We start from the raw sequence: 20,056 nt of genomic DNA, 5'->3' as shown, positions 1-20,056 counted from the left end.
GCCCCCATGGGGTGTGATTTTACCCCCGAAAGATGCGAGTTCTTTGCACTTGAACTCCATGGCCGTCTTTTTTCGGCATAGTGGACAACTGTACGCATATTCATCGACTAGACGGGACTTTCCATGAGCACTGAGACTGCAACGGTCGACTCCGGCTCTGTTGAGCACGTGATCGATGTTGCGATAGCGCAGTTTTCTGAGCACGGTTATGCCGATACCAAGCTCGAAACCGTGTCGAAGCTGTCTGGAATGTCCAAGCGCATGATCCATTACTACTTCGGGGATAAAAAGGGTCTCTACCAGCAAGCATTGGCTGCAGCTGCCCAACGGCTCAACCCTCCGGAGGGCAGCTTGGAAATCAATTCCGCGGTCCCGGTAGAGGGCGTGCGCACTTTGGTGGACTGGATGTTCCGCCAGCACGTGGACAACCCGGAGGCCATCCGGATGCTGACGATGGAGTCCTCCCACAGTGTGCTGGAGTCCTCGCACGCGCTTGTCGACGTTTCAGCGATCTCCCTCCACCTCGACAGGCTGCTTATGCTGGGCCAAGATTCCGGCGCCTTCCGCCCGGGCATTTCTGCGAACGATATCTTCACTCTGATTTCGGCGCTGACGATGTACCGGGTGACCAATCACGCGATGATGAGCAATCTGCTCGACATCGACATGCACACCCACAACAACACCGAGGGTCTGCACCGCATGGCCGTCGATGCCGTGCTGGCCTTCCTCACGGCGAACATCCCCGACATTGGCTTTGAGTCCTATCTCAAGCAGAACGAGACCGAGCTCGAAGCCGAATCCGCGCCATTGGACGTCTACTCCACCGAGGACGAAGGCGACGTGTCCCGGGACCTCTACGAGTAGAACCCTCTTCCCAGCACTGGGCGAGCAATAAAACCACAGTAAAGGAACCATTTACCCGCCGGCCCGTGCATAATCCCAGGTCACGATCTCGCGCCATAGCTAAATGGTCCCACTCATCTGGTTCCTTTGCCCCCAGCACGAAGATGGAATCTGACAGACGGCGTTTTGAGGCCTGAAAACGCCTTTTATAAGATGCCGTTTAGGCGGATTCCTTCGCCTCGTCCGAGTAGACGAACTCCGGCTCGCCGCCGTCGGTCACGCAGTCCTTCGTGATGTGGACGCTGGCAATGTCCTCGCGGTCCGGAAGGTCATACATGATGGGAACGAGCAGCTCCTCCATGATGGCGCGCAGGCCACGGGCACCAGTCTTGCGTTCGAGCGCGAGCTCGGCGATTGCCTCCAGCGCCGCATCCTCGAAGTGCAGCTCCGCACCATCCATACTGAACAGACGCTGATACTGCTTGACCAGGGAGTTCTTCGGTTCCACCAGTACCTTAACCAGCGATTCGCGGTCCAGGTTGTCCACCGTGGCAACAACTGGCAGGCGGCCGATGAATTCCGGGATGAGGCCGAACTTCACCAAGTCCTCTGGGCGCACCTGGGAGAAGAAGTCGACGGATTCCTTCTCGTCCTTGGTCTCCAGCTTGGCGCCGAATCCCACGCCCTTCTTGCCCACGCGCTCCGAAATCACCTTGTCCAAGCCCGCGAAAGCACCGGCCACGATGAAGAGGATATTCGTGGTATCCAGCTGGATGAACTCCTGGTTCGGGTGCTTACGTCCACCCTGCGGCGGAATGGCCGCCACGGTTCCCTCGAGGATCTTCAACAGCGCCTGCTGCACGCCCTCACCGGACACATCGCGGGTAATCGAGGGGTTCTCCGACTTGCGGGAGATCTTGTCCACCTCATCGACGTAGATGATGCCGTGCTGCGCGCGCTCCACATCAAAGTCCGCAGCCTGCAGCAGCTTGAGCAGGATGTTCTCAACATCCTCGCCCACGTAACCGGCCTCGGTCAGGCTCGTGGCATCCGCGATCGCAAAGGGCACATCGAGCAAACGTGCCAGGGTCTGCGCCAGGTAGGTCTTGCCGGAGCCCGTCGGGCCCAGCATCAGGATGTTGGATTTGGCAATCTCCACCTCTGCATCCTGCGTCTTCTTCCGACGACCTTCCAAGCCCGCGGCTTCTTCAGCCTTGATGCGCTTGTAGTGGTTGTACACAGCCACCGACAACACACGCTTGGCCTGATCTTGGCCGATGACATACTTATCCAGAAAAGCCGAAATCTCCGAAGGACGCGGAAGGCGCATTTCCTTCTCTTCGTTCGCCTCAGCCTGAGCCGCGCCGAGCTCCTCCTCGATGATTTCGTTGCAGAGCTCGATGCACTCGTCACAGATGTAGACGCCGCCGCCGGCGATAAGCTTCTTCACCTGCTTCTGGCTCTTTCCACAGAAGGAACACTTGAGCAGGTCAGCGCTTTCTTGCATACGTGCCATGAAGGCCTTTCAACTCTTTTCTCTGGGGTTGGGTGGAGCGATTTTACCGCAGTCCATTCCACTCTAGTAAACCACCCAGACCCGAGCGCTATTCCTCGCGCGGCGGCGCGCCATTGAATTTAAAACGGCTGTTAATGGACATAGACAGAGCGGTTCACTAACTTACATCGAAACCTCGCCATCAGCAGAAAGACTTTCATGGATATCCGCGAACTCATCGACCGCTCCCCCATGGGCGCGCGCCAGTGGCTCATCATCGCCATCGCCCTTTTCCTCAACGCTCTCGACGGCTACGACATGGTGGCCATGGCCTTCGGCGCCGGACCTGTCAGCGAAGAGTTCGCCTTGTCCGATTCCTCCCTGGGCTGGCTCCTCTCCGCCGCGCTTATCGGTATCGGCCTCGGCTCCTTCTTCCTCGCCCCGTTAGCTGACCGCCTCGGGCGCACCACGCTGATTACCGTCTCACTCATCATCGACCTCGTCGGCCTCGTTCTCACCGCCCTCGCGCCAACGTTCAGTCTTCTCCTCATCTTCCGCCTCATCACCGGCATTGGCGTCGGCGGCGTCCTCGTCTGCGTCACCGTCCTCGTCAGCGAGTATTCCAACCTGCGCTTCCGCGGACTGGCCGTCGCCATCTATGCCTCCGGCTACGGCCTTGGTGCCTCCTTCTGCGGTGTTATCGCATCAACCTTCGATAGCTGGCAACCCATCTTCTGGGTCGGCGCAACGCTCACCGTCGTGGCCCTTATCCTCACGGTTGCTGTCGTCCCCGAGTCCGCCGACTTCCTCGCCGCCCGCGGCCGCATGGACTCCGTGCACACCATCACCGAAAAACTCGGCCTCAAGGGCGAGGTCAGCGTCCGCCCGCGCAGCACCCACAAAGCGTCCTACAAGGACCTCATCTCCCCACAGTTCCTGCGCACCTCCATCAAGCTCTGGCTGGCGTTCAGCTTCATCATGTTTGCCTACAACTTCACTTCACAGTGGACCCCGAAGCTGCTCACCGTCGAGGGGCTAACCGCCCAGCGAGGCATCATCGGCGGCATCATGCTCTCCTTCGGCGGGGCTATCGGCGCCATCCTCTTCGGCCTATTCACCACGCGCATCGACGCCCGCCCACTTCTCATCGCCTTCTGCCTCGTCTCCTCCGTCGTGCTCGTCGGTTTCATCAACTCCACTGCGGTGCCCACCCTCATGTTCGCCCTCGGCGTCGGCGTAGGCCTTAGCCTCAACGCCTGCATCTCCGGCCTCTATACCGTCACCCCGGAGGCCTACCCTTCCGCACTGCGCACCACGGGAACGGGCGCCGCCATCGGCATCGCCCGCGTCGGCGCCACCCTCGCGCCCATCCTGGCCGGCTACCTCCTCGAAACAGGCTGGACCCCGACGGGCCTCTACACCCTCGCCGGTGTTACCGCGGTGCTGGCCGCGCTCTCCCTCATCGGCGTGCGTGCCTACACGGCGGCCACGAAGCACAGCACGCCACAACCGGTAGCGGCCTAGGCTGGGGCTCAGAGCCACCCTCAACCGCTAAGGAGCTTCACATGTTCGATCTTCAGGACCAGGTTGCCATCGTCACCGGCGGTGCCGCCGGCATCGGCCGCGGTATCGTCAGCGCCCTGCGCGAGGCCGGCGCGACCGTCATCATCGCTGACCTCAACGAAGAGGCCGCACACAAAACCGCCGAAGAACTCGGCGCGGACGCCCTGCTTGTCGACGTCACCTCGCGCGACTCCGTCCGCAACCTTTATGGGGACGTCGTCAAGCGCTATGGCCGCATCGACATTGTCTGTTCCAACGCCGGTGTCTTCCCCAACTGCCCGCTCGAGGACATGAGCGACGAGCAGTGGGACGCCATGTTCGCCATCAACACGCACGGTACGTTCACCGTAGTGCAGGAAGCGCTGCCTTACATGAAGAAGGCGGGCTACGGGCGCATCGTCATCACGACGTCTATCACCGGCTCGCACACCGGCTACCCGGGCTGGGCGCACTACGGCGCGTCCAAGGCCGCGCAGCAGGGCTTCATGCGTTCTGCGGCACTGGAGGTGGCGCGCGATGGCATCACCATCAATGGAGTGCTGCCAGGCAATATCCTCACCGAAGGCCTTGAAGGCCAGGGCCAGGAGTACCTCGACCAGATGGCGCGCTCCATTCCCATGCACCGTTTAGGGTCCCCGCGCGATATCGGCAATGCCGCGGCCTTCCTCGCTTCCCGCGAAGCCGGATACATTACCGGTCAGACCCTCATCATCGACGGCGGCCAAATCCTCCCTGAATCCCCCGAAGCCATCCTGCCGCCCTACGAGGCCTAAGCGCGACTAAAGCCCCGCTACCTTTCGGATAGCGGGGCTTTAATTCTGCTCAGTTAAGCGTTGAGCTTGCGGTAATCAAAGACGGTATCGATGAGACCGTATTCGACGGCTTCCTGCGCGGTAAGGATCTTGTCGCGGTCGGTATCGATGCGCACCTGCTCGGCGGTGCGGCCGGTGTGCTCGGCCAAGGTTTGCTCCATGAGGCGGCGCATGCGCTCGATCTCGTTGGCCTCGATCTCCAGGTCCGACACCTGGCCCTGCGTGCCCTGCGTGCGCGGCTGGTGAATCAGCACGCGGGAGTTCGGCAGAGCGGCGCGCTTGCCCGGAGCACCGGCTGCCAGCAGAACAGCCGCAGCGGAAGCAGCCTGACCCAGGCAGACGGTCTGCACGTCAGGACGCACATAGCGCATGGTGTCGTAGATGGCCATCAACGCGGTGAAGGAGCCGCCCGGGGAGTTGATGTACATCGTGATATCGCGGTCCGGATCCTGGGACTCCAGGACCAGCAGCTGCGCCATGATGTCGTTGGCGGAGGTGTCATCGACCTGGGTGCCCAGGAAGATGATGCGCTCTTCGAAGAGCTTGGAATACGGGTTGGTGGTCTTGGATCCCTGTGCGTTCTGCTCAATGAACTCCGGCAGAACGTAGCGGGAAGAAGGCATCTGAAGGTTAGACATGGTGATAAAGCTCCTTGTTCCCTAGTTGGTGATAGGACCGTTGACGGACTCGATGACGTGGTCGACGATGCCGTATTCCTTGGCCTGCTGGGCGGTGAACCAGCGGTCGCGGTCCGAATCCTTGGTGATTTGCTCGAAGGTCTGGCCGGTGTGCTCAGCAATCAGCTCAGCCATCTCACGCTTGGTCTGCGCGAACTGCTCGGCCTGGATGGCGATGTCTGCGGCGGTACCACCCACACCAGCGGAAGGCTGGTGCATCATGATGCGTGCGTGCGGCAGGGCGTAGCGCTTGCCCTTGGTGCCACCGGAGAGGAGGAACTGGCCCATCGAGGCAGCCAGGCCCATGCCGTACGTAGCCACATCGCACGGCGAGTACTTCATCGTGTCGTAGATAGCCATGCCCGCGGTGACGGAGCCACCCGGGGAGTTGATGTAGAGCGAAATGTCGCGCGTGGGGTCCTCTGCGGACAGCAGGAGGATCTGGGCGCAGAGCTTGTTCGCAATCTCATCATCGACCTGGGTTCCCAGGAAGATAATGCGCTCGCGCAACAGGCGCTCATACACGCTATCGCTCAGATTCATACCCGTAGACGACGAGTTCATTGAAATCTTCTCAGACATTAGTGGTTCTCCTTCAAGTGAAGAATGCTTTAACTGGCCCCACCTTACCGGCATTCCTCTCAAACTTGACCTCTGTTCGCTATGAGCGTTGGGGCGCAGCGCCAAAGGCGCATACGGAAGCTGGGTTAACATTTACTCATGTCTGTTTCCGAGCTGTCCACCAGTACCCAGAACTATTTGAAAGCTATCTGGGGGCTAAAGGAATGGTCATCCGAGCCCGTTACCGCCACACTTATTGCGGCACAGCTGGGACTCAAGCTCTCCTCGGTTTCCGATGCAGTGCGCAAAATGTCGAAGCAAGGACTCGTGTCACACACGCCCTATGGCTCTGTGGAGTTAACCGAACTTGGCAGGCAGTACGCATTGGTCATGGTGCGCCGCCACCGATTGCTTGAGTCTTTTTTGGTTCAAGCATTGGACTACACGTGGGACGAAGTCCATAATGAAGCCGAAAATCTCGAACACGCGGTGTCCGACATGCTCATAGAACGTGTGGATAAGTTCCTTGATTACCCCACTAGGGATCCACACGGCGATCCTATCCCTACGGTTGATGGACAGATCACAATCCCCAGTGCGCACCGTCTCACCGACAGCGGTGCACAATCGCAGGTGACCGTGGAACGCATTTCTGATTCCGACCCACAACTGCTGAAGTTCCTTGAAGAGCGCGGCATTGTCACTGGGGCTGTTCTTAGCACGCGCGAGGGTGCGCCCTTTTCAGACTCTCTCGAAATACAGGTGGCCGGCAGCACTCAGTGGGTAGTACTTGGACGCCCAGCTACCGACGCAGTGTTTGTAGCACACCACAGCCTTTAGACCTTCCCCTTTGTATTAATCCTGCCCTCACCTGCCCTTTTCAAAACTACGTTAGACCGTAGTTGCAACTACGGCATTGCGTAGTTATTCTTTTCGAATATCACCTATCCCACTTATGGCTAAGGCCAGGATGAGCAGGATTGCCATGTCAGACTCACCAGATTTGGTGTACTTTTCCAGCGTTTCAGAAAACACAAAAAGATTCGTTGAACGCTTAGATAGACCCGCGGTGCGCATTCCACTGCGCCCCAAGAAAACCGGGATGATCCAGGTTTCACACCCGTACGTACTCATCGTTCCCACCTACGGTGGAGGCTCGCTCAAACGCGCAGTCCCCAAACAGGTCATCGACTTCCTCAATGACCCCATCAACCGCTCCTTTATCCGGGGCGTTATTACCTCAGGGAATACCAACTTCGGAAGTGCTTACTGCGTCGCCGGACGCATCATTTCCGCCAAGTGCCACGTACCGGAGCTGTATCACTTCGAGCTTCTCGGCACACAGAAGGACATCGCCGCCGTAAAGCAGGGCCTTCAGAAGTTTTGGGAACAGCAAAAGCAGCTAACGATGACACCCCATTAATCCCCCGCAAGATGAAGAACCCATCCGCATCACACAGATTGGAAGACACAATGTGGCCTCTCGATGCCACCCCCACACAACCTCATGGTACTACGCTCCGCACCGCTTCAGCAGACAATGCCGGCGGTGTCGGCAAGCGCAAGAGCTACCACGCACTCAACGCGCAGCTGAACTTGTTCGACGCTTCTGGAAAAATCCAGTTTGACAAGGACATTCAGGCAGCACAAGACTATGTCACGCACCATGTCGCTCCCCGCATGCATCAGTTCGATTCCACCAAGCAACGCTTGGAATGGTTGGTTGATAACGAGTACTACGAGCGGGATTTCCTTGAGCTTTATGATGACGCCTTTCTGTGCGCCATGTATGACAGAGCTCATCGCGCTAAGCACCAGTTCCGCACCTTCCTCGGCGCATTTAAGTTCTTTACTTCATATGCACTGAAAACCTTTGATGGCTCCCGATTCCTAGAAGGCTACGAAGAACGCGTCGCCACCACAGCTTTATACCTTGCACAGGGCGACGAAGAGCTCGCAGAAAAGCTGGTGGATGACATCATGACCGGACGCTTCCAGCCCGCCACCCCTACTTTTCTCAACGCAGGCAAAGCCCAGCGCGGCGAAATGGTCTCCTGCTTCCTCCTGCGAATCGAAGACAATTTGGAGAGCATTGGCCGCTGCGTGAACTCTGCACTGCAACTATCAAAGCGCGGTGGTGGAGTGGCCCTGTTGCTGAGCAATCTGCGCGAATCCGGAGCCCCGATCAAAAAGATTGAGAACCAGGCTTCCGGAGTAGTCCCAGTCATGAAAATTCTCGAAGATAGCTTCAGCTATGCCAACCAATTGGGCGCCCGGCAGGGCGCTGGAGCCGTCTACCTGCATGCGCACCATCCAGATATTCTTCGCTTCCTGGATACCAAGCGGGAAAATGCCGATGAGAAAGTCCGCATCAAGACTCTTTCGCTGGGGGTTGTTATTCCAGATATAACCTTCCGGCTGGCCAAAGAGAACAAGGATATGCATCTTTTTAGCCCGTATGACATCGCTCGCGAGTACGGCGTAGCCATGTCTGACATGTCCATCACCGAGTACTACGACGAGTTGGTTGCCAATCCGCGAATTTCTCACACGACCATTAAAGCCCGCGAGTTTTTCACCACGCTGGCTGAGCTTCAGTTTGAATCTGGATACCCCTACATACTCTTTGAGGATACGGTCAACCGCGCTAATCCCCTCAAAGGACATATCAATATGTCCAATCTGTGTAGTGAGATCCTCCAGGTCAATACGCCATCCACCTACGGCGCCTCAGGTAACTACACCACCGTTGGCCAGGACATTTCCTGCAATCTAGGGTCGCTCAACATCGCTAAAGCTTTTGAATCACCGGACTTTGGGGAAACTGTTGAAACCGCGGTGCGCGCTCTCACGAAGGTCTCAGACCTAACAAATATCGAAGCTGTTCCTTCCATCGCTCACGGTAATGCATCCATGCATGCCATCGGGTTGGGTCAAATGAATCTCCACGGTTTCCTGGCTTCCAAGCGTATTCCTTATGGCTGCGCCGAAGCACTGGACTTTACAAATATCTATTTCCTGACCGTGACCTATCATGCGCTCCGTGCATCCCATGCACTCGCGGTTGAGAAAGGTCAACGATTCACTGGCTTTGAAGAATCCACCTATGCCACTGGCGCCTACTTCGACAAGTACATCGACCAAGACTGGGCGCCGGCCACTGACCACGTAAAACAGCTATTCCATGAGGCTGGCGTGCAGATTCCTCAACGCGAGGATTGGCTACGCCTCAAGAACCAAGTGATGCAAGACGGCATCTACAACGCCTACTTGCAGGCAGTTCCACCCACTGGATCAATTTCCTACATCAATGACTCCACCGCGTCCATACACCCGATTGCCTCCAAGATTGAAATACGCAAGGAAGGCCGCTTGGGGCGCGTGTACTACCCCGCACCGGAAATGACCAACGACAACTTGGAGTATTTCGATGACTCCTACACCGTGGGGTACGAAAAAATCATCGACACCTACGCTATGGCCACCCAACACGTGGACCAAGGGCTTTCCCTGACTTTGTTCTTCACCGCTGATACCACCACGCGGGACATCAACAAGGCACAAATCTATGCCTGGAAAGCCGGAATCAAGACCTTGTACTACATCCGTTTACGCCAACCTGCACTCCAGGGAACCGAGGTCGAAGGCTGCGTTTCCTGTGCTCTGTAGGAACACGGTCCTCCCCTTGTCTACAACCATTCACTCAGAAAGAAGGAAGCTATGTCTTCAACATCGAACAGTGCTGAACTAACCAGCATTTCAGTTACCCCGCCGAGCTACCGGCATGATCCTTCAGCCCGCATCCGCGCCATCAATTGGAACCGGGTGAGCGATGACAAGGATCTTGAAGTGTGGAACCGTCTCACCGCCAATTTTTGGTTGCCAGAGAAGGTGCCGCTTTCTAATGATCTCCCGGCGTGGCAGAAGATGACGCCCGAGGAACGCAACCTCACCATGCGGGTGTTCACGGGACTCACCACCCTGGATACTGTCCAGGCCACTGTGGGAGAAATCTGTCAGATTCAAGATGCCCGCACCGAACACGAGGAGGCCGTGTATACCAACATCGCCTTCATGCAGTCAGTCCATGCCCGTTCTTACTCTTCAGTGTTTTCTACCCTGAGCAGTACAAAGGAAATTGATGAAGCATACCGCTGGGCGGTGAATAATGACCTTCTCCAGGCACGCGCCAAGAAAGTGCTCGAGCACTATTTTGGGCCGGATCCACTCAAACGCAAGGTGTCATCGACGCTGCTTTCCTCATTGCTTCTCTACGCGGGTTTCTATCTTCCCTTGCACTTTTCTGTCCACGCCACCCTGACAAATACGGCAGACATGATTCGCCTCATTCTGCGTGACAAGGCAGTGCACGGCTACTACTCGGGCTACAAGTACCAGCGCGGTTTGGAATCCACGACCCCGCTACGGCAGAAGGAAATGCATGATTTCACTATTTCCTTGCTCGAAGAGCTTTATGCCCTAGAGCTGGATTATTCCGGCGAGCTATATGAGCCGTTGGGGCTCATGGATGATGTAGCTGTATTCGTTCGCTATAACGCCAATAAGGCGCTCATGAATTTGGGCTACCCGGACTACTTCCCACCTGAAGAAACGGAAGTGAACCCGGAAATCCTCGCTGCCCTAGCGCCCGGAGCAGATGAAAACCATGACTTCTTCTCTGGATCTGGTTCCTCCTATGTCATTGGTACTGCTGAAGAAACGAGTGATGATGACTGGGATTTCTAAACCGTTTCCACGACCAGACCAAGGAAGCTGGCTTGAGACCATCGCGCTGTTTGAAGCCATCCGCGAAGGAAACCAACCAGCAGCCATGCGGCTTTTGGATACGTCCGCCGCACGGGAGGCCGTCCTCGGAGGACTGTTAGGACTCATCGAACTGTACTTCCGCCATGAAGAAGAAGACAAAGTGGATAACTTTCTTACTGCCGCCCACGCCGCCGGGCCACCGCCTGCCTTTGGCTGCAAGCCTTTTCTCCCTTGACCACACGTACCTACGCCCAACTAAGAAGAAAGGACTTCCTATGACCACCCCACGCATTAGTGTTATCGTCGGCAGCCTGCGCCGCGGCTCATTTGCGCGCAAGATTGCACACGAAGTGCTCACAATGATCCCTGAAAACTACCAGGCAGACATCGTTGAAATCCGTGACTTGCCGCTCTATGACTTCGACTACGATGACCCCGCCGTCACGGACAAGCCCACTCCGGCTGAGTACACCACCTTTCGCGAGACCATCAAGAACTCGAGCGGGATCCTCTTCATTACGCCAGAGAACAACCGCACTATCCCCGCCTGCCTCAAAAACGCAGTGGACATCGGCTCTAAGCCCAACTCAGATGTGGCGTGGAAGAACCTTCCCGCAGGTATCATTAGCCACTCTGTAGGCCGCATGGGCGGCTACAGTTCACAGAAGAACCTTCGCCTCGCCCTGTCCTACTTCGATATGCCGCTTCCGGGTCAGCCCGAAGTATTTCTGGGTCAATCCCCCACCCTTTTCGAAGAGTCCGGACATCTCAATGAACGCACCGCAGACTTTGTCAAGGATTACGTTATGCGCTTCCTGCAGCTAACCGACAAGGCCTTTAGAGCCACGAACGGCTAGCGGTATCCCCAGCCAACACCCATCACGCCCTCTACGAAGTACTCAAAGACTCCTAGAGGGCGTTCACACTGACACAAACCCCGGATTCAGGCTCATCCTTGAGTTACCTGAATCCGGGGTTTCACGCGCGCTCGCCACCACACATGTGGCAGCGGCACATTACAAGCGGGAGATTACTTCTCCTCGGAAGCCTCAGCCTCGTCCTCGTCGATCTCACCGAAGTACTGGTCAACATCAACCTTGTTGCCAGCCTCGTCGGTGACCTCTGCACGGCAGATAGCCATAGCCAGGGCCTTGCCGCGGCGCACGTCAGAGAACAGGTTGCCCAGCTGGTTGCTGGACTGCAGCTGCTGGATGAACTGGTTCGGGTCCATGCCGTAGGACTGGGCGGTGAACAGGATGTGGTCGGTCAGCTCCTGCTGGGACACCTCCGGCTCCTCAACCTCAGCGAGTGCGTCCAGGAAGAGCTGGGTGCGCACGGATTCCTCAGCGGACTTGCGCGCATCAGCGTCGAACTCCTCGCGGGTGGTGCCCTGCGCCTCAAGCAGCTGAGCCAGAGCCTTCTCGTCGTGAGCCAGCTGACCCATGACCTGGTGCAGCTGAGCGTGGACCTGCTCGTCCACCACGGAGGCGGGGAGCTCAAAGTCAACGTCGGCAAGCGCGGCCTTGAGGACCTCATCGCGGATGGCGGCAGCCTGCTCGGACTTCTTGGACTCCTCGACGCGGGTCTTGGTGTCCTCGCGCAGCTCGTCAATGGTGTCGAACTCGGAAGCCATCTGTGCGAACTCGTCATCGAGATCCGGCAGCTTGCGCTCCTTGGACTGCTGGACGTGAACCTTCACGGTGGCCTCGTCGCCCTCGTGCTCACCGGACTGGATGGTGGTGGTGAACTCGTTGTCCTCGTCGGTCTTCATGCCGCGCAGAGCGGTGTCGAGGCCCTTGATCAGGTTGTCGTCACCAATGCGGTAGGTCATACCCTCGTGGGAAGCCTCATCCAGCTTGGTTCCGTCAACCTCGGTGGTGATGTCGATGATGGCGTAGTCACCAGTCTTCATCTTGCGCTTGGTGTCCTTGAGCTCACCGAAGCGGGAAGCCAGGTCCTCGAGCGCCTTGTCGACGTCCTCCTCGGAGGTCTCCAGCGCCGGCACCTTAACGGAAATCTTGGAGAAGTCCGGTACCTCGAACTCGGGGCGGATATCTACCTCAGCGGTGAACTCGACGAAGTCGTTGTCCTCCAGCTTGGCAATGTCGATCTCCGGCTGACCAATAACCTTGAGATCGTTTTCGGTAACGGCCTGCTCGTAGCGGGACGGCAGCATGTCGTTGACTACCTGCTCGAGGATGGGGCCACGACCAAAGCGGGCGTCGATAAGCTGGCGCGGAGCCTTGCCCTTACGGAAGCCCGGGATGGAAACCTGCTGCGCGATCGCCGCGTAGGCCTGAGCGATTTCCTTGTCCAGCTCAGCGAACGGAACGTTGACGGTGAGCTTGACGCGGGTATCGCTCAGCTTGTCTACGGTGGTCTTCACGAGAAACTCTCCTGATTGTGATCGTTCAAAGATGAAATTAGGGGGCCTGGATGAGTGTCCAGGCCCCCATACGTCGGGGCGACAGGATTTGAACCTGCGACCCCCTGCTCCCAAAGCAGGTGCGCTACCAAGCTGCGCCACGCCCCGTATGGAAAGCCTCTGCGCCCGGAAGTTCCGCACGCAGCTGCGCTTCATACTGGGGCTAGTGTACCGATAGCCGCTTGACTATCCCAACACCGGCCCCATTTTATGTTCATTTATGCATGTCAGAGGATATTTCTCTGCTTAGAAATCGAAGTCGAAATCAAACATTCCGCCATCGCCTCCGTCGCCACCAAAGAGGCCATCGAAGAAGCCACCATCGTCGCCTCCCCCGGCATCGCCAGCGCCCATATCACCGGCTCCGTCCATGGCACCGCCGTCCATGCCTTCAGCGCCGCCGAGGTCCCCGCCCCAGTCGCCGCTTTCAGCCGCCGCGGCGGAGTAGCCGACGCCGGACATGCCCGCGAACATGGCGTTGAACATCATGGAGTAACCCACCATCCACACGCCGGTGGTCAACGCATCAGCCCACCACGGGCGCGAGTACCAACCGGCCGGGACCGGGCGCCCAGCCACGACACCGCCCGGGTAGTAGTTCGGGGTTTGTGCAGATGCGCTTGGCGACGCCGTCAGCGTCTCCCCGTTTGCTTCCACCGTGCGGGTTTCCGTGACCTTGCCGGCCTGGCGCTGGCCCTCCAGCGGCGGGAGTTCGGGGCCTGGGTCCATGCCCATAATCTCGCGGGCGGCTGCAACATAGTAAAGACCCTCCAGCGCGGACTCACGCGCCAGCTGCGCCTGCTTTGCAGTAGTAGCCTGGGAAATCGCAGAGTTTGCGGCGGTGAACCGCTCGGATGCATCCGCCATGGCCTGCTGGGAAGCAGTATCCGTGCCGCTCAAGTTCATCACCTGACCGCCAAGACGCTCGGTCCAACGGCGCGCATCTGCCAGTGCATCTTCGAAACGCTGGGATTCTCGCAGTTCTTTCTGCTTCTTCCCGTTGCGCGAAGAAAGGAACCAAGCGCCGCCGCCGACGACGAGGATAAGGAGCAATAACGGGCTCACGAAAGCACCACTTTCACTAAAGAGTCGAATTGTGTGTTGTTGGGATTATGTACCTATCCAAAATAACGTCCTTTACCCCTTTCTAGTTCCCATTTTCCTTTCAGCGCCCGCGTGCGCTAAAGTAGTCCGCACGCCGATTCATTGGCTTTCAAGCGCAGTGTTTTCACAGTCGGAGCTTTGAAAGTTGGAGATCGTCGGTTGTGGGAATGTCGTATAGTGGCTAATACCTCAGCCTTCCAAGCTGAAGACGCGGGTTCGATTCCCGTCATTCCCTCCAAGAAAACAGCCCTACTACCTGCACAAACAGGGAGTGGGGCCGACTTTGTACTGGCCTGTACTGGCAGTCATGGTAGCTGAAATTGTAGCTGGGCTTAAGGGTCATTTTGTTGTGCGGCTTCCCCTTGCATCTTTTCTGCAAGGATGGCCGCACTCTGCGTAGAGTGGGCCGCATGACTGTACCCAATATCGAACTCCACGATGGCAACACTATCCCCCAGCTCGGCTTCGGTGTCTTCAAGGTTGACCCCGACAAGACCGAAGAGCTGGTCCTCGAAGCCCTCAAGGTGGGTTATCGCCACATCGACACCGCCGCCATCTATGGCAACGAGGAAGGCGTGGGCCGCGCAATCGCCAAGTCCGGCATTCCGCGCGAAGAACTATTTATCACCACGAAGCTGTGGAATGACCGCCAGACTGACGCGGCCGCTGCTCTCGACGAGTCCTTGGAAAAGCTGGGCCTCGATTACGTGGACCTCTACCTCATCCACTGGCCCTGCCCGGATAATGGCACTTATGTCGAAGCCTGGAGGCAGCTCATCGAGCTGAAAAAGGCCGGCAAGGCCAAGTCCATTGGTGTTTCTAACTTCGAACTGGAGCACCTGGACCAGCTGGAAACCCAGACTGATGAAACCCCCGTGGTCAACCAAGTGGAGCTGCACCCCTACCTGCAGCGCTGGCGCGAGCTCGACGCCTTCCGCGCCCACAAGGTACAGATTGAGGCTTGGGGTCCACTAGGCCAGGGTAAGACGGACCTCTTCGAACTGCCGGAAATCACCGAGCCTGCCGAAAAATACGGCGTTTCCCCCGCCCAGGTGATTATTCGCTGGCATCTACAAAACGGCGTCATCGTGTTCCCGAAGTCCGAAAACCCGGAGCGCATCGCGCAGAACTTCGATGTTTTCGGCTTCGAGCTAGATGAATCCGAGATGGCTGCAATCACCGATCTCGATCTCGGGGAAGAGGGCCGCGGCGGCACTCACCCCGCAGAGATGAACTACTAAGCCTCCGGAAGCTCCGGCGGAATGTTGGTGCGCTCGTACTCGGCAAGAATGTCGATGCGGCGCTGGTGGCGCTCAGCACGGGACCACTCCTGATCCAGGAAGGCATCCACGATAGCCAGCGCCTCCTCCTCAGAGTGCATGCGGCCGCCGATGCCGATGAGCTGAGCATTATTGTGCTCGCGGGCGAGGCGTGCGGTCTCAGGGGACCAGGCCAGCGCGCAACGTGCACCCTTGACCTTGTTAGCAGCGATCTGCTCGCCGTTTCCGGAGCCGCCGAGCACGATGCCCAACGAGCCCGGATCATTAACGGTCCGCAACGCGGCTTCAATGCAAAATGCCGGGTAGTCATCCTCGGCGTCATACTCGTGGGCACCACAGTCAATAACGTCGTGGCCCTGCTTCTTCAGGTGTTCGGCGATGATGTTCTTCATCTCGAAACCTGCGTGGTCTGCTCCTAAATAAACGCGCATGCCCCACATCTTAGCGGGCAGGACGACTGTCCGCTGAGCTCTGCCATTAATAGCGTGCGCTTGCTAAGCTCGGTGCCGCCCGCTCAAAAGAGGAGATTTTCATTCCCATGACACGACGCGTGGCCGCCCTATACCTCATAGCTTTTCTCATCGGCGCCGGTTTGTTCGCCGCAGGTTTCTTCACGGAACGCAGCTTCCTCCGGCCCCTGGTCATGGCGATCGTGATGACCGCGGCTCACCTCGGGGTGGGCGCGTGGTGGATAGCCCAGAAGCCACACCGTGCGGCTGGGATCACCGCCGGTGTGCTTGCTCTCCTCGCAGGCGCTTCATGGGCCACGTGGGTAGCCCCCGCGTGGGAGGAGTACCAAGCGCAGAGCTATCTGCCCATTATCAACATTGCTGGACTGCCGGCTTTCGTACTCACCCCTATCGTCCTAGTCTGCGTCGCCGTAGCGGCGATGCAGAATCGAGCTCGCTAGACCTGCGGGGCTTCCGTGCGGGAGCGCTTGAGCTCGAAGAAGTACGGGAACCGGGCGAGGCGCACGGAGGCGTCGAAAAGCTCGCCGGCTTCCTCGCCGGTGGGAACGCGCGTAATGACCGGGCCGAAGAAGGCGGTATCGCCGAACTTCACCACAGGGGTGCCGACCTCATCTCCGACCTCGGAGATGCCCCGGTTGTGAAACTCGGTGAGCTTGTCATCCATCTCTTCGGTGTTGGCCACGGAGGCGAAGGTGGCGGGGAGGGAGGCGTCGCCAAGCGCCTGCTTGATGATGTCGTCGTAGGCTCCGTAACCCTTCTTGCCACCCTGGCCCTCCGTGTGGATGCGGGTGCCCATCGCGGTGTAGAAGGCATCGACCTTCTCCGGGGCCTCCACGGCAATCTTGGCCGCCACGCGGGCAGGGCCCCAGTTGGCCTCCATCATCTTCATGTACTCCGGGTCCAGGTCACGGCCCTTGTTGAGCACGGACAGGGACATCGGCTCAAAAGTCACCTCGATATCGCGGACCTTCTCCACCTCCTTAATCCAGCGCGAGGTCAGCCATGCGAAGGGGCATGAGCAGTCGAACCAGAACGTCACTTGTTGAGCCACGGTAAATCTCCTTTGTTTGTGTGGTCTTTGGCACCCCACCCTAGGCGTGTGACTACGCTGGTGCAGAGACTTAAGGTACCGAGAAAGAGGAGATACAGTACATGACCTCGATTAACCTCACCCGCGAGGAAGCCCAGCAGCGCTCCGACATGGTGGAGGTAAGCCACTATGACGTCGCCCTCGACCTCACCGGGGAGGAGTTTTTCACGTCCACCACGGTGGTGAAGTTCCGGGTAAAGGAAGCTGGCTCAACCTTTATTGACCTGCGCGGGGACGAGCTTGTCGAGGTCCGACTCAACGGTGCGCCGTTGCCTATCGACGCCTACGACCCCACCTACGGCATCCCACTGTCGGGTTTGCAGGTGGCTTCTTATGAGCTAAAGGTGGTGGCGAAGATTCGTTATTCCCGCACCGGTGAGGGTCTGCACCGCTTCGTCGACCCAGTAGACGGTGAGGCCTACCTCTACACCCAGTTCGAAACTGCCGACGCCAAACGCGTCTTCGCCTGCTTTGACCAGCCGGATTTGAAGGCGACGTACTCGCTGGCTTTTGAGGTTCCGGAGCACTGGACGGTGATTACGAACTCCCCCATCACGCGTTCGGGCAATACCGTGCGCGCGGCGGTGGATTACCCACTGTCGACCTACCTTGTTGCTTTGTGCGCGGGCCCGTATGTGGGCGTGAAGGATACGTGGACAGGCATGCTGGCGGAGCACTCGGAGGGCTCACCTGCTAAGTCCGTTGAGGTGCCGCTGGGGATTTACTGCCGCCCCTCCCTGCTGGAATCGCTCGACGCCGAGCGCCTGTTCACGGAGACCAAGCAGGGCTTCGATTTCTACCACCGCAACTTCGGCTTCGCCTACCCCTTTGGCAAGTACGACCAGATTTTCGTGCCGGAGTTCAACGCCGGCGCGATGGAGAACGCGGGCTGCGTGACCATTCGCGATGAGTACGTCTTTACGTCGCAAGCCTCGCACTACAAGTATGAGCGCCGAGCGGACACCGTCCTGCACGAGCTGGCACACATGTGGTTCGGTGACTTGGTGACCATGCAGTGGTGGGATGACCTGTGGCTCAACGAGTCCTTCGCCACCTGGTCGGCGGCGATTTCCCAGGCGGAGGAGACCCAGTACGACACCGCGTGGGTGACCTTTGCCAACGTGGAGAAGGCCTGGGCCTACCAGCAGGATCAGCTGCCCACGACGCACCCGATTTCCACGGATGCTTCTGATATTGAGACCGTGGAGCAGAACTTCGACGGCATCACCTACGCCAAGGGGGCGTCGGTGCTGAAGCAGCTGCAGGCCTACGTGGGCCGCGAGAACTTCTTCGCCGGGGTACGCCGCCACTTCCAGGAGCACCAGTGGTCGAACGCCACCTTCGGGGATCTGCTGCGCCACTTGGAGGAGGCCTCAGGGCGCGACCTATCCTTCTGGGCGCAGCAGTGGTTGAAGACTTCAGGAGTCAACACGCTGGGTGTGGCGCTGGAGACGGACGAGTCCGGCACCATCACCCAGGCCTTCCTCACCCAGCGCGGCGATACTTTGCGTACGCACCGCGTCGCCGTCGGCGTCTACGCCCTGCAAGGTGAGAAGGTAGTGCGCACCGAGCGCATCGAGATGGATATCGATGGCGCCTCCACCGAAATTCCGGAACTCATCGGCCTCAAGCAGGCGGACATCGACTTCGTGCTGCCTAACGACGATGACCTGACTTACTGCCTCATCGAGCTGGATGCGGGTTCCCTTGAGTTCCTGTTGGAGAATGTCGACAAGTTCGAAGATCCCATGGCCCGCACTCTGTGCTGGTCCACCGCGTGGGAAATGACCCGTGCGGGCTCGATGCGCGCCCGCGATTTCGTGGCGCTCGTGGCCCGCGGTGCGGCGGCGGAGACCGAGCTCGCCGTGCTGGAGCGCATCCTCTCCCAGGCTACAACGGCCCAGTCCACCTACGCCGACCCGGAGTGGGCAAAGGAGGATACGCAGCTTGCCGACGCCCTCCTTGAAGGCGCCCGCTCCGATGACACCGCGCGCTCCATCGTCTTCACCCAGGCGCTGGCTGGCATCAAGCTTCACGACGCCTCCCGCGCCTTCTTCCAAGAGCTCCTTAAGACCTCCTCGGATGCGGGCCTGCGCTGGAAGGCGCTCACCGCGCTCATCGCCGATGGATCGCTTGCCGACGTCACCGGCCCCGAGGCCGCCGGCGCCGCCATGACGGCGGTGGCTGAGGAACTCAAGCGCGATAACACCGCGACAGGCTACCAGGCCTCGCTTAAGGCGTTGGCCGCGGTTAATACCGAGGACAACAAGCGCGCGGTGTGGGACGAGATTGTCGCCGGTGAACTGGGCAACCGCGACTTGGAGTCCAAGCTCGCGGGCCTGACGTTCGTAGGCGCCGATGAGCTCCTGCCGAGTGCTGAGTTCTTCGACGTGGCGGAAAAGATTTGGTCCGCGCAGTCCAACGAGATTGCTCTGACCACGGTGACCGGGTTGTTCCCGCGCTGGGATGTCAGCCAGGAGACCCTCGACCGCGCCGGCGAATTCCTCTCTCGCGACCTGGCCGGTGGCCTGCGTCGCACGGTGACCGAGCAGCGTGACCGCCTCGCCCGCGCCCTGCGCAACCGCGCCGTCGACCGCGGTTAGCACACGCGTCTAGCCCCTCCCCTGAGGGGCTTTTCTCATGCCAACTCCACGCCCACAGCCACCTTCCCCACCCATGGTGCTCATTCCTCCATTTTCGGGTTGGCCTTTCCCACACCACCTGAGCTGGGTGTTTCTTCGCTCCGGTTGCGGGGCCCACGGTGCTGTTTTAGTCTCTGTGCTCATGGGGGATATTGAAACCTACATCCGCCTACGCAACTCGGGGATTGCGCTGGTGGAACATATACCTGGCACACCCGATGGGCTCCGCGCGCTCGGCGCGGATGCCTCCGATGCCGCTGAGCTTTCACAGCTACACCAGGTTTACTTCGGCCCCACCCGCTTTAGCGGCAAACAACGCAAAGC

General features: G+C 58.8%; 19 protein-coding genes, 2 tRNA genes and 1 pseudogene. 14 read left to right on the top strand and 8 right to left on the bottom strand.

The window, feature by feature from the left end:
- Positions 1–123 precede the first annotated feature (123 nt).
- Positions 124–867, top strand: coding sequence for a TetR/AcrR family transcriptional regulator (locus HMPREF2792_RS01910; RefSeq protein WP_070519465.1), 744 nt, complete (start codon positions 124–126; stop codon positions 865–867).
- A gap of 199 nt (positions 868–1,066) precedes the next feature.
- Here the strand turns inward: HMPREF2792_RS01910 and clpX are convergent, their stop codons facing one another.
- The gene (gene clpX, locus HMPREF2792_RS01905) at positions 1,067–2,362 is read right to left on the bottom strand and encodes an ATP-dependent Clp protease ATP-binding subunit ClpX (protein ID WP_070530424.1); all 1,296 of its coding nucleotides are present in this window, start codon (positions 2,360–2,362) and stop codon (positions 1,067–1,069) included.
- A gap of 198 nt (positions 2,363–2,560) precedes the next feature.
- Here clpX and HMPREF2792_RS01900 point away from each other — a divergent pair, with 198 nt between their 5' ends.
- Positions 2,561–3,865: an MFS transporter gene (locus HMPREF2792_RS01900; protein ID WP_070530422.1), complete on the top strand. Its 1,305-nt coding sequence runs from the start codon at positions 2,561–2,563 to the stop codon at positions 3,863–3,865.
- A 41-nt stretch (positions 3,866–3,906) separates the two neighbouring features.
- Positions 3,907–4,677, top strand: coding sequence for a 3-oxoacyl-ACP reductase FabG (fabG, locus tag HMPREF2792_RS01895; RefSeq protein ID WP_070530421.1), 771 nt, complete (start codon positions 3,907–3,909; stop codon positions 4,675–4,677).
- Between the two features lie 53 nt (positions 4,678–4,730).
- On the opposite strand, the gene HMPREF2792_RS01890 is transcribed toward fabG, so the two are convergent.
- The gene (locus HMPREF2792_RS01890) at positions 4,731–5,354 is read right to left on the bottom strand and encodes an ATP-dependent Clp protease proteolytic subunit (protein WP_070530420.1); all 624 of its coding nucleotides are present in this window, start codon (positions 5,352–5,354) and stop codon (positions 4,731–4,733) included.
- A 21-nt stretch (positions 5,355–5,375) separates the two neighbouring features.
- On the bottom strand, positions 5,376–5,975 hold the full coding sequence (locus tag HMPREF2792_RS01885) for an ATP-dependent Clp protease proteolytic subunit (protein WP_010190917.1): 600 nt from the start codon (positions 5,973–5,975) through the stop codon (positions 5,376–5,378).
- Positions 5,976–6,113: 138 nt separating this feature from the next.
- On the opposite strand from HMPREF2792_RS01885, the gene HMPREF2792_RS01880 reads away from it, so the two are divergent.
- The 6 genes from HMPREF2792_RS01880 (at position 6,114) to HMPREF2792_RS01860 (ending at position 11,578) form a co-directional block, all read left to right on the top strand.
- Complete coding sequence (locus HMPREF2792_RS01880; RefSeq protein WP_070530419.1) at positions 6,114–6,794, top strand: metal-dependent transcriptional regulator; 681 nt, start codon at positions 6,114–6,116, stop codon at positions 6,792–6,794.
- Positions 6,795–6,909: 115 nt separating this feature from the next.
- Complete coding sequence (nrdI, locus tag HMPREF2792_RS01875) at positions 6,910–7,377, top strand: class Ib ribonucleoside-diphosphate reductase assembly flavoprotein NrdI (RefSeq protein ID WP_005324049.1); 468 nt, start codon at positions 6,910–6,912, stop codon at positions 7,375–7,377.
- A gap of 50 nt (positions 7,378–7,427) precedes the next feature.
- A complete protein-coding gene (nrdE, locus tag HMPREF2792_RS01870; RefSeq protein WP_070530416.1) occupies positions 7,428–9,623 on the top strand; it encodes a class 1b ribonucleoside-diphosphate reductase subunit alpha in 2,196 nt (731 codons plus the stop codon).
- A gap of 51 nt (positions 9,624–9,674) precedes the next feature.
- On the top strand, positions 9,675–10,700 hold the full coding sequence (nrdF, locus tag HMPREF2792_RS01865; RefSeq protein WP_083303852.1) for a class 1b ribonucleoside-diphosphate reductase subunit beta: 1,026 nt from the start codon (positions 9,675–9,677) through the stop codon (positions 10,698–10,700).
- On the top strand, positions 10,684–10,956 hold the full coding sequence (locus tag HMPREF2792_RS12950; protein ID WP_168164035.1) for a hypothetical protein: 273 nt from the start codon (positions 10,684–10,686) through the stop codon (positions 10,954–10,956). Before nrdF ends, HMPREF2792_RS12950 begins: the two co-directional genes overlap by 17 nt.
- 40 nt (positions 10,957–10,996) lie before the next feature.
- Complete coding sequence (locus HMPREF2792_RS01860) at positions 10,997–11,578, top strand: NADPH-dependent FMN reductase (RefSeq protein ID WP_070530414.1); 582 nt, start codon at positions 10,997–10,999, stop codon at positions 11,576–11,578.
- Between the two features lie 173 nt (positions 11,579–11,751).
- Here the strand turns inward: HMPREF2792_RS01860 and tig are convergent, their stop codons facing one another.
- From tig to HMPREF2792_RS01845, 3 genes are all read right to left on the bottom strand, one after another.
- Positions 11,752–13,107: a trigger factor gene (tig, locus tag HMPREF2792_RS01855; protein ID WP_070530412.1), complete on the bottom strand. Its 1,356-nt coding sequence runs from the start codon at positions 13,105–13,107 to the stop codon at positions 11,752–11,754.
- Positions 13,108–13,180: 73 nt separating this feature from the next.
- A tRNA-Pro gene (locus HMPREF2792_RS01850) sits at positions 13,181–13,254 on the bottom strand.
- A 138-nt stretch (positions 13,255–13,392) separates the two neighbouring features.
- The gene (locus tag HMPREF2792_RS01845; protein WP_070530409.1) at positions 13,393–14,211 is read right to left on the bottom strand and encodes a hypothetical protein; all 819 of its coding nucleotides are present in this window, start codon (positions 14,209–14,211) and stop codon (positions 13,393–13,395) included.
- A 202-nt stretch (positions 14,212–14,413) separates the two neighbouring features.
- Between HMPREF2792_RS01845 and HMPREF2792_RS01840 the strand changes: the two genes are divergently transcribed.
- Together HMPREF2792_RS01840 and HMPREF2792_RS01835 are read left to right on the top strand one after the other, a co-directional pair.
- Positions 14,414–14,488, top strand: a tRNA-Gly gene (locus tag HMPREF2792_RS01840).
- 172 nt (positions 14,489–14,660) lie between these two features.
- Positions 14,661–15,491 (top strand): aldo/keto reductase, encoded by an 831-nt coding sequence (locus HMPREF2792_RS01835; RefSeq protein ID WP_070524646.1) that lies wholly within the window; start codon positions 14,661–14,663, stop codon positions 15,489–15,491.
- Here the strand turns inward: HMPREF2792_RS01835 and HMPREF2792_RS01830 are convergent.
- Complete coding sequence (locus HMPREF2792_RS01830; RefSeq protein ID WP_046647313.1) at positions 15,488–15,961, bottom strand: ribose-5-phosphate isomerase; 474 nt, start codon at positions 15,959–15,961, stop codon at positions 15,488–15,490. The two genes, HMPREF2792_RS01835 and HMPREF2792_RS01830, sit on opposite strands and share 4 nt — an antisense overlap.
- 107 nt (positions 15,962–16,068) lie before the next feature.
- On the opposite strand from HMPREF2792_RS01830, the gene HMPREF2792_RS01825 reads away from it, so the two are divergent.
- Positions 16,069–16,440, top strand: coding sequence for a hypothetical protein (locus HMPREF2792_RS01825; RefSeq protein ID WP_070524643.1), 372 nt, complete (start codon positions 16,069–16,071; stop codon positions 16,438–16,440).
- Here the strand turns inward: HMPREF2792_RS01825 and HMPREF2792_RS01820 are convergent.
- A complete protein-coding gene (locus tag HMPREF2792_RS01820) occupies positions 16,437–17,051 on the bottom strand; it encodes a mycothiol-dependent nitroreductase Rv2466c family protein (protein ID WP_070530407.1) in 615 nt (204 codons plus the stop codon). The two genes, HMPREF2792_RS01825 and HMPREF2792_RS01820, sit on opposite strands and share 4 nt — an antisense overlap.
- A gap of 101 nt (positions 17,052–17,152) precedes the next feature.
- Here HMPREF2792_RS01820 and pepN point away from each other — a divergent pair, with 101 nt between their 5' ends.
- Positions 17,153–19,693: an aminopeptidase N gene (pepN, locus tag HMPREF2792_RS01815; RefSeq protein ID WP_070530405.1), complete on the top strand. Its 2,541-nt coding sequence runs from the start codon at positions 17,153–17,155 to the stop codon at positions 19,691–19,693.
- Between the two features lie 181 nt (positions 19,694–19,874).
- Positions 19,875–20,056: pseudogene (locus tag HMPREF2792_RS01810) on the top strand (HNH endonuclease); the annotation flags it as partial.

Source organism: Corynebacterium sp. HMSC068H04 (genome assembly GCF_001811255.1).
Taxonomy (GTDB): Bacteria; Actinomycetota; Actinomycetes; order Mycobacteriales; family Mycobacteriaceae; genus Corynebacterium; species Corynebacterium hesseae.
Note: the sequence above shows the minus strand (reverse complement) of the source record. Positions and strands in the feature narration are given on the sequence as shown.

What these genes read in the sequence shown, in the direction of transcription:
- HMPREF2792_RS01910 (WP_070519465.1), top strand. Translation starts at nt 124, where the DNA reads ATGAGCACTGAGACTGCAACGGTCGACTCCGGCTCTGTTGAGCACGTG.
- clpX (WP_070530424.1), bottom strand. Translation starts at nt 2,362, where the DNA reads ATGGCACGTATGCAAGAAAGCGCTGACCTGCTCAAGTGTTCCTTCTGT.
- HMPREF2792_RS01900 (WP_070530422.1), top strand. Translation starts at nt 2,561, where the DNA reads ATGGATATCCGCGAACTCATCGACCGCTCCCCCATGGGCGCGCGCCAG.
- fabG (WP_070530421.1), top strand. Translation starts at nt 3,907, where the DNA reads ATGTTCGATCTTCAGGACCAGGTTGCCATCGTCACCGGCGGTGCCGCC.
- HMPREF2792_RS01890 (WP_070530420.1), bottom strand. Translation starts at nt 5,354, where the DNA reads ATGTCTAACCTTCAGATGCCTTCTTCCCGCTACGTTCTGCCGGAGTTC.
- HMPREF2792_RS01885 (WP_010190917.1), bottom strand. Translation starts at nt 5,975, where the DNA reads ATGTCTGAGAAGATTTCAATGAACTCGTCGTCTACGGGTATGAATCTG.
- HMPREF2792_RS01880 (WP_070530419.1), top strand. Translation starts at nt 6,114, where the DNA reads ATGTCTGTTTCCGAGCTGTCCACCAGTACCCAGAACTATTTGAAAGCT.
- nrdI (WP_005324049.1), top strand. Translation starts at nt 6,910, where the DNA reads ATGGCTAAGGCCAGGATGAGCAGGATTGCCATGTCAGACTCACCAGAT.
- nrdE (WP_070530416.1), top strand. Translation starts at nt 7,428, where the DNA reads ATGTGGCCTCTCGATGCCACCCCCACACAACCTCATGGTACTACGCTC.
- nrdF (WP_083303852.1), top strand. Translation starts at nt 9,675, where the DNA reads ATGTCTTCAACATCGAACAGTGCTGAACTAACCAGCATTTCAGTTACC.
- HMPREF2792_RS12950 (WP_168164035.1), top strand. Translation starts at nt 10,684, where the DNA reads ATGACTGGGATTTCTAAACCGTTTCCACGACCAGACCAAGGAAGCTGG.
- HMPREF2792_RS01860 (WP_070530414.1), top strand. Translation starts at nt 10,997, where the DNA reads ATGACCACCCCACGCATTAGTGTTATCGTCGGCAGCCTGCGCCGCGGC.
- HMPREF2792_RS01835 (WP_070524646.1), top strand. Translation starts at nt 14,661, where the DNA reads ATGACTGTACCCAATATCGAACTCCACGATGGCAACACTATCCCCCAG.
- HMPREF2792_RS01830 (WP_046647313.1), bottom strand. Translation starts at nt 15,961, where the DNA reads ATGCGCGTTTATTTAGGAGCAGACCACGCAGGTTTCGAGATGAAGAAC.
- HMPREF2792_RS01825 (WP_070524643.1), top strand. Translation starts at nt 16,069, where the DNA reads ATGACACGACGCGTGGCCGCCCTATACCTCATAGCTTTTCTCATCGGC.
- pepN (WP_070530405.1), top strand. Translation starts at nt 17,153, where the DNA reads ATGACCTCGATTAACCTCACCCGCGAGGAAGCCCAGCAGCGCTCCGAC.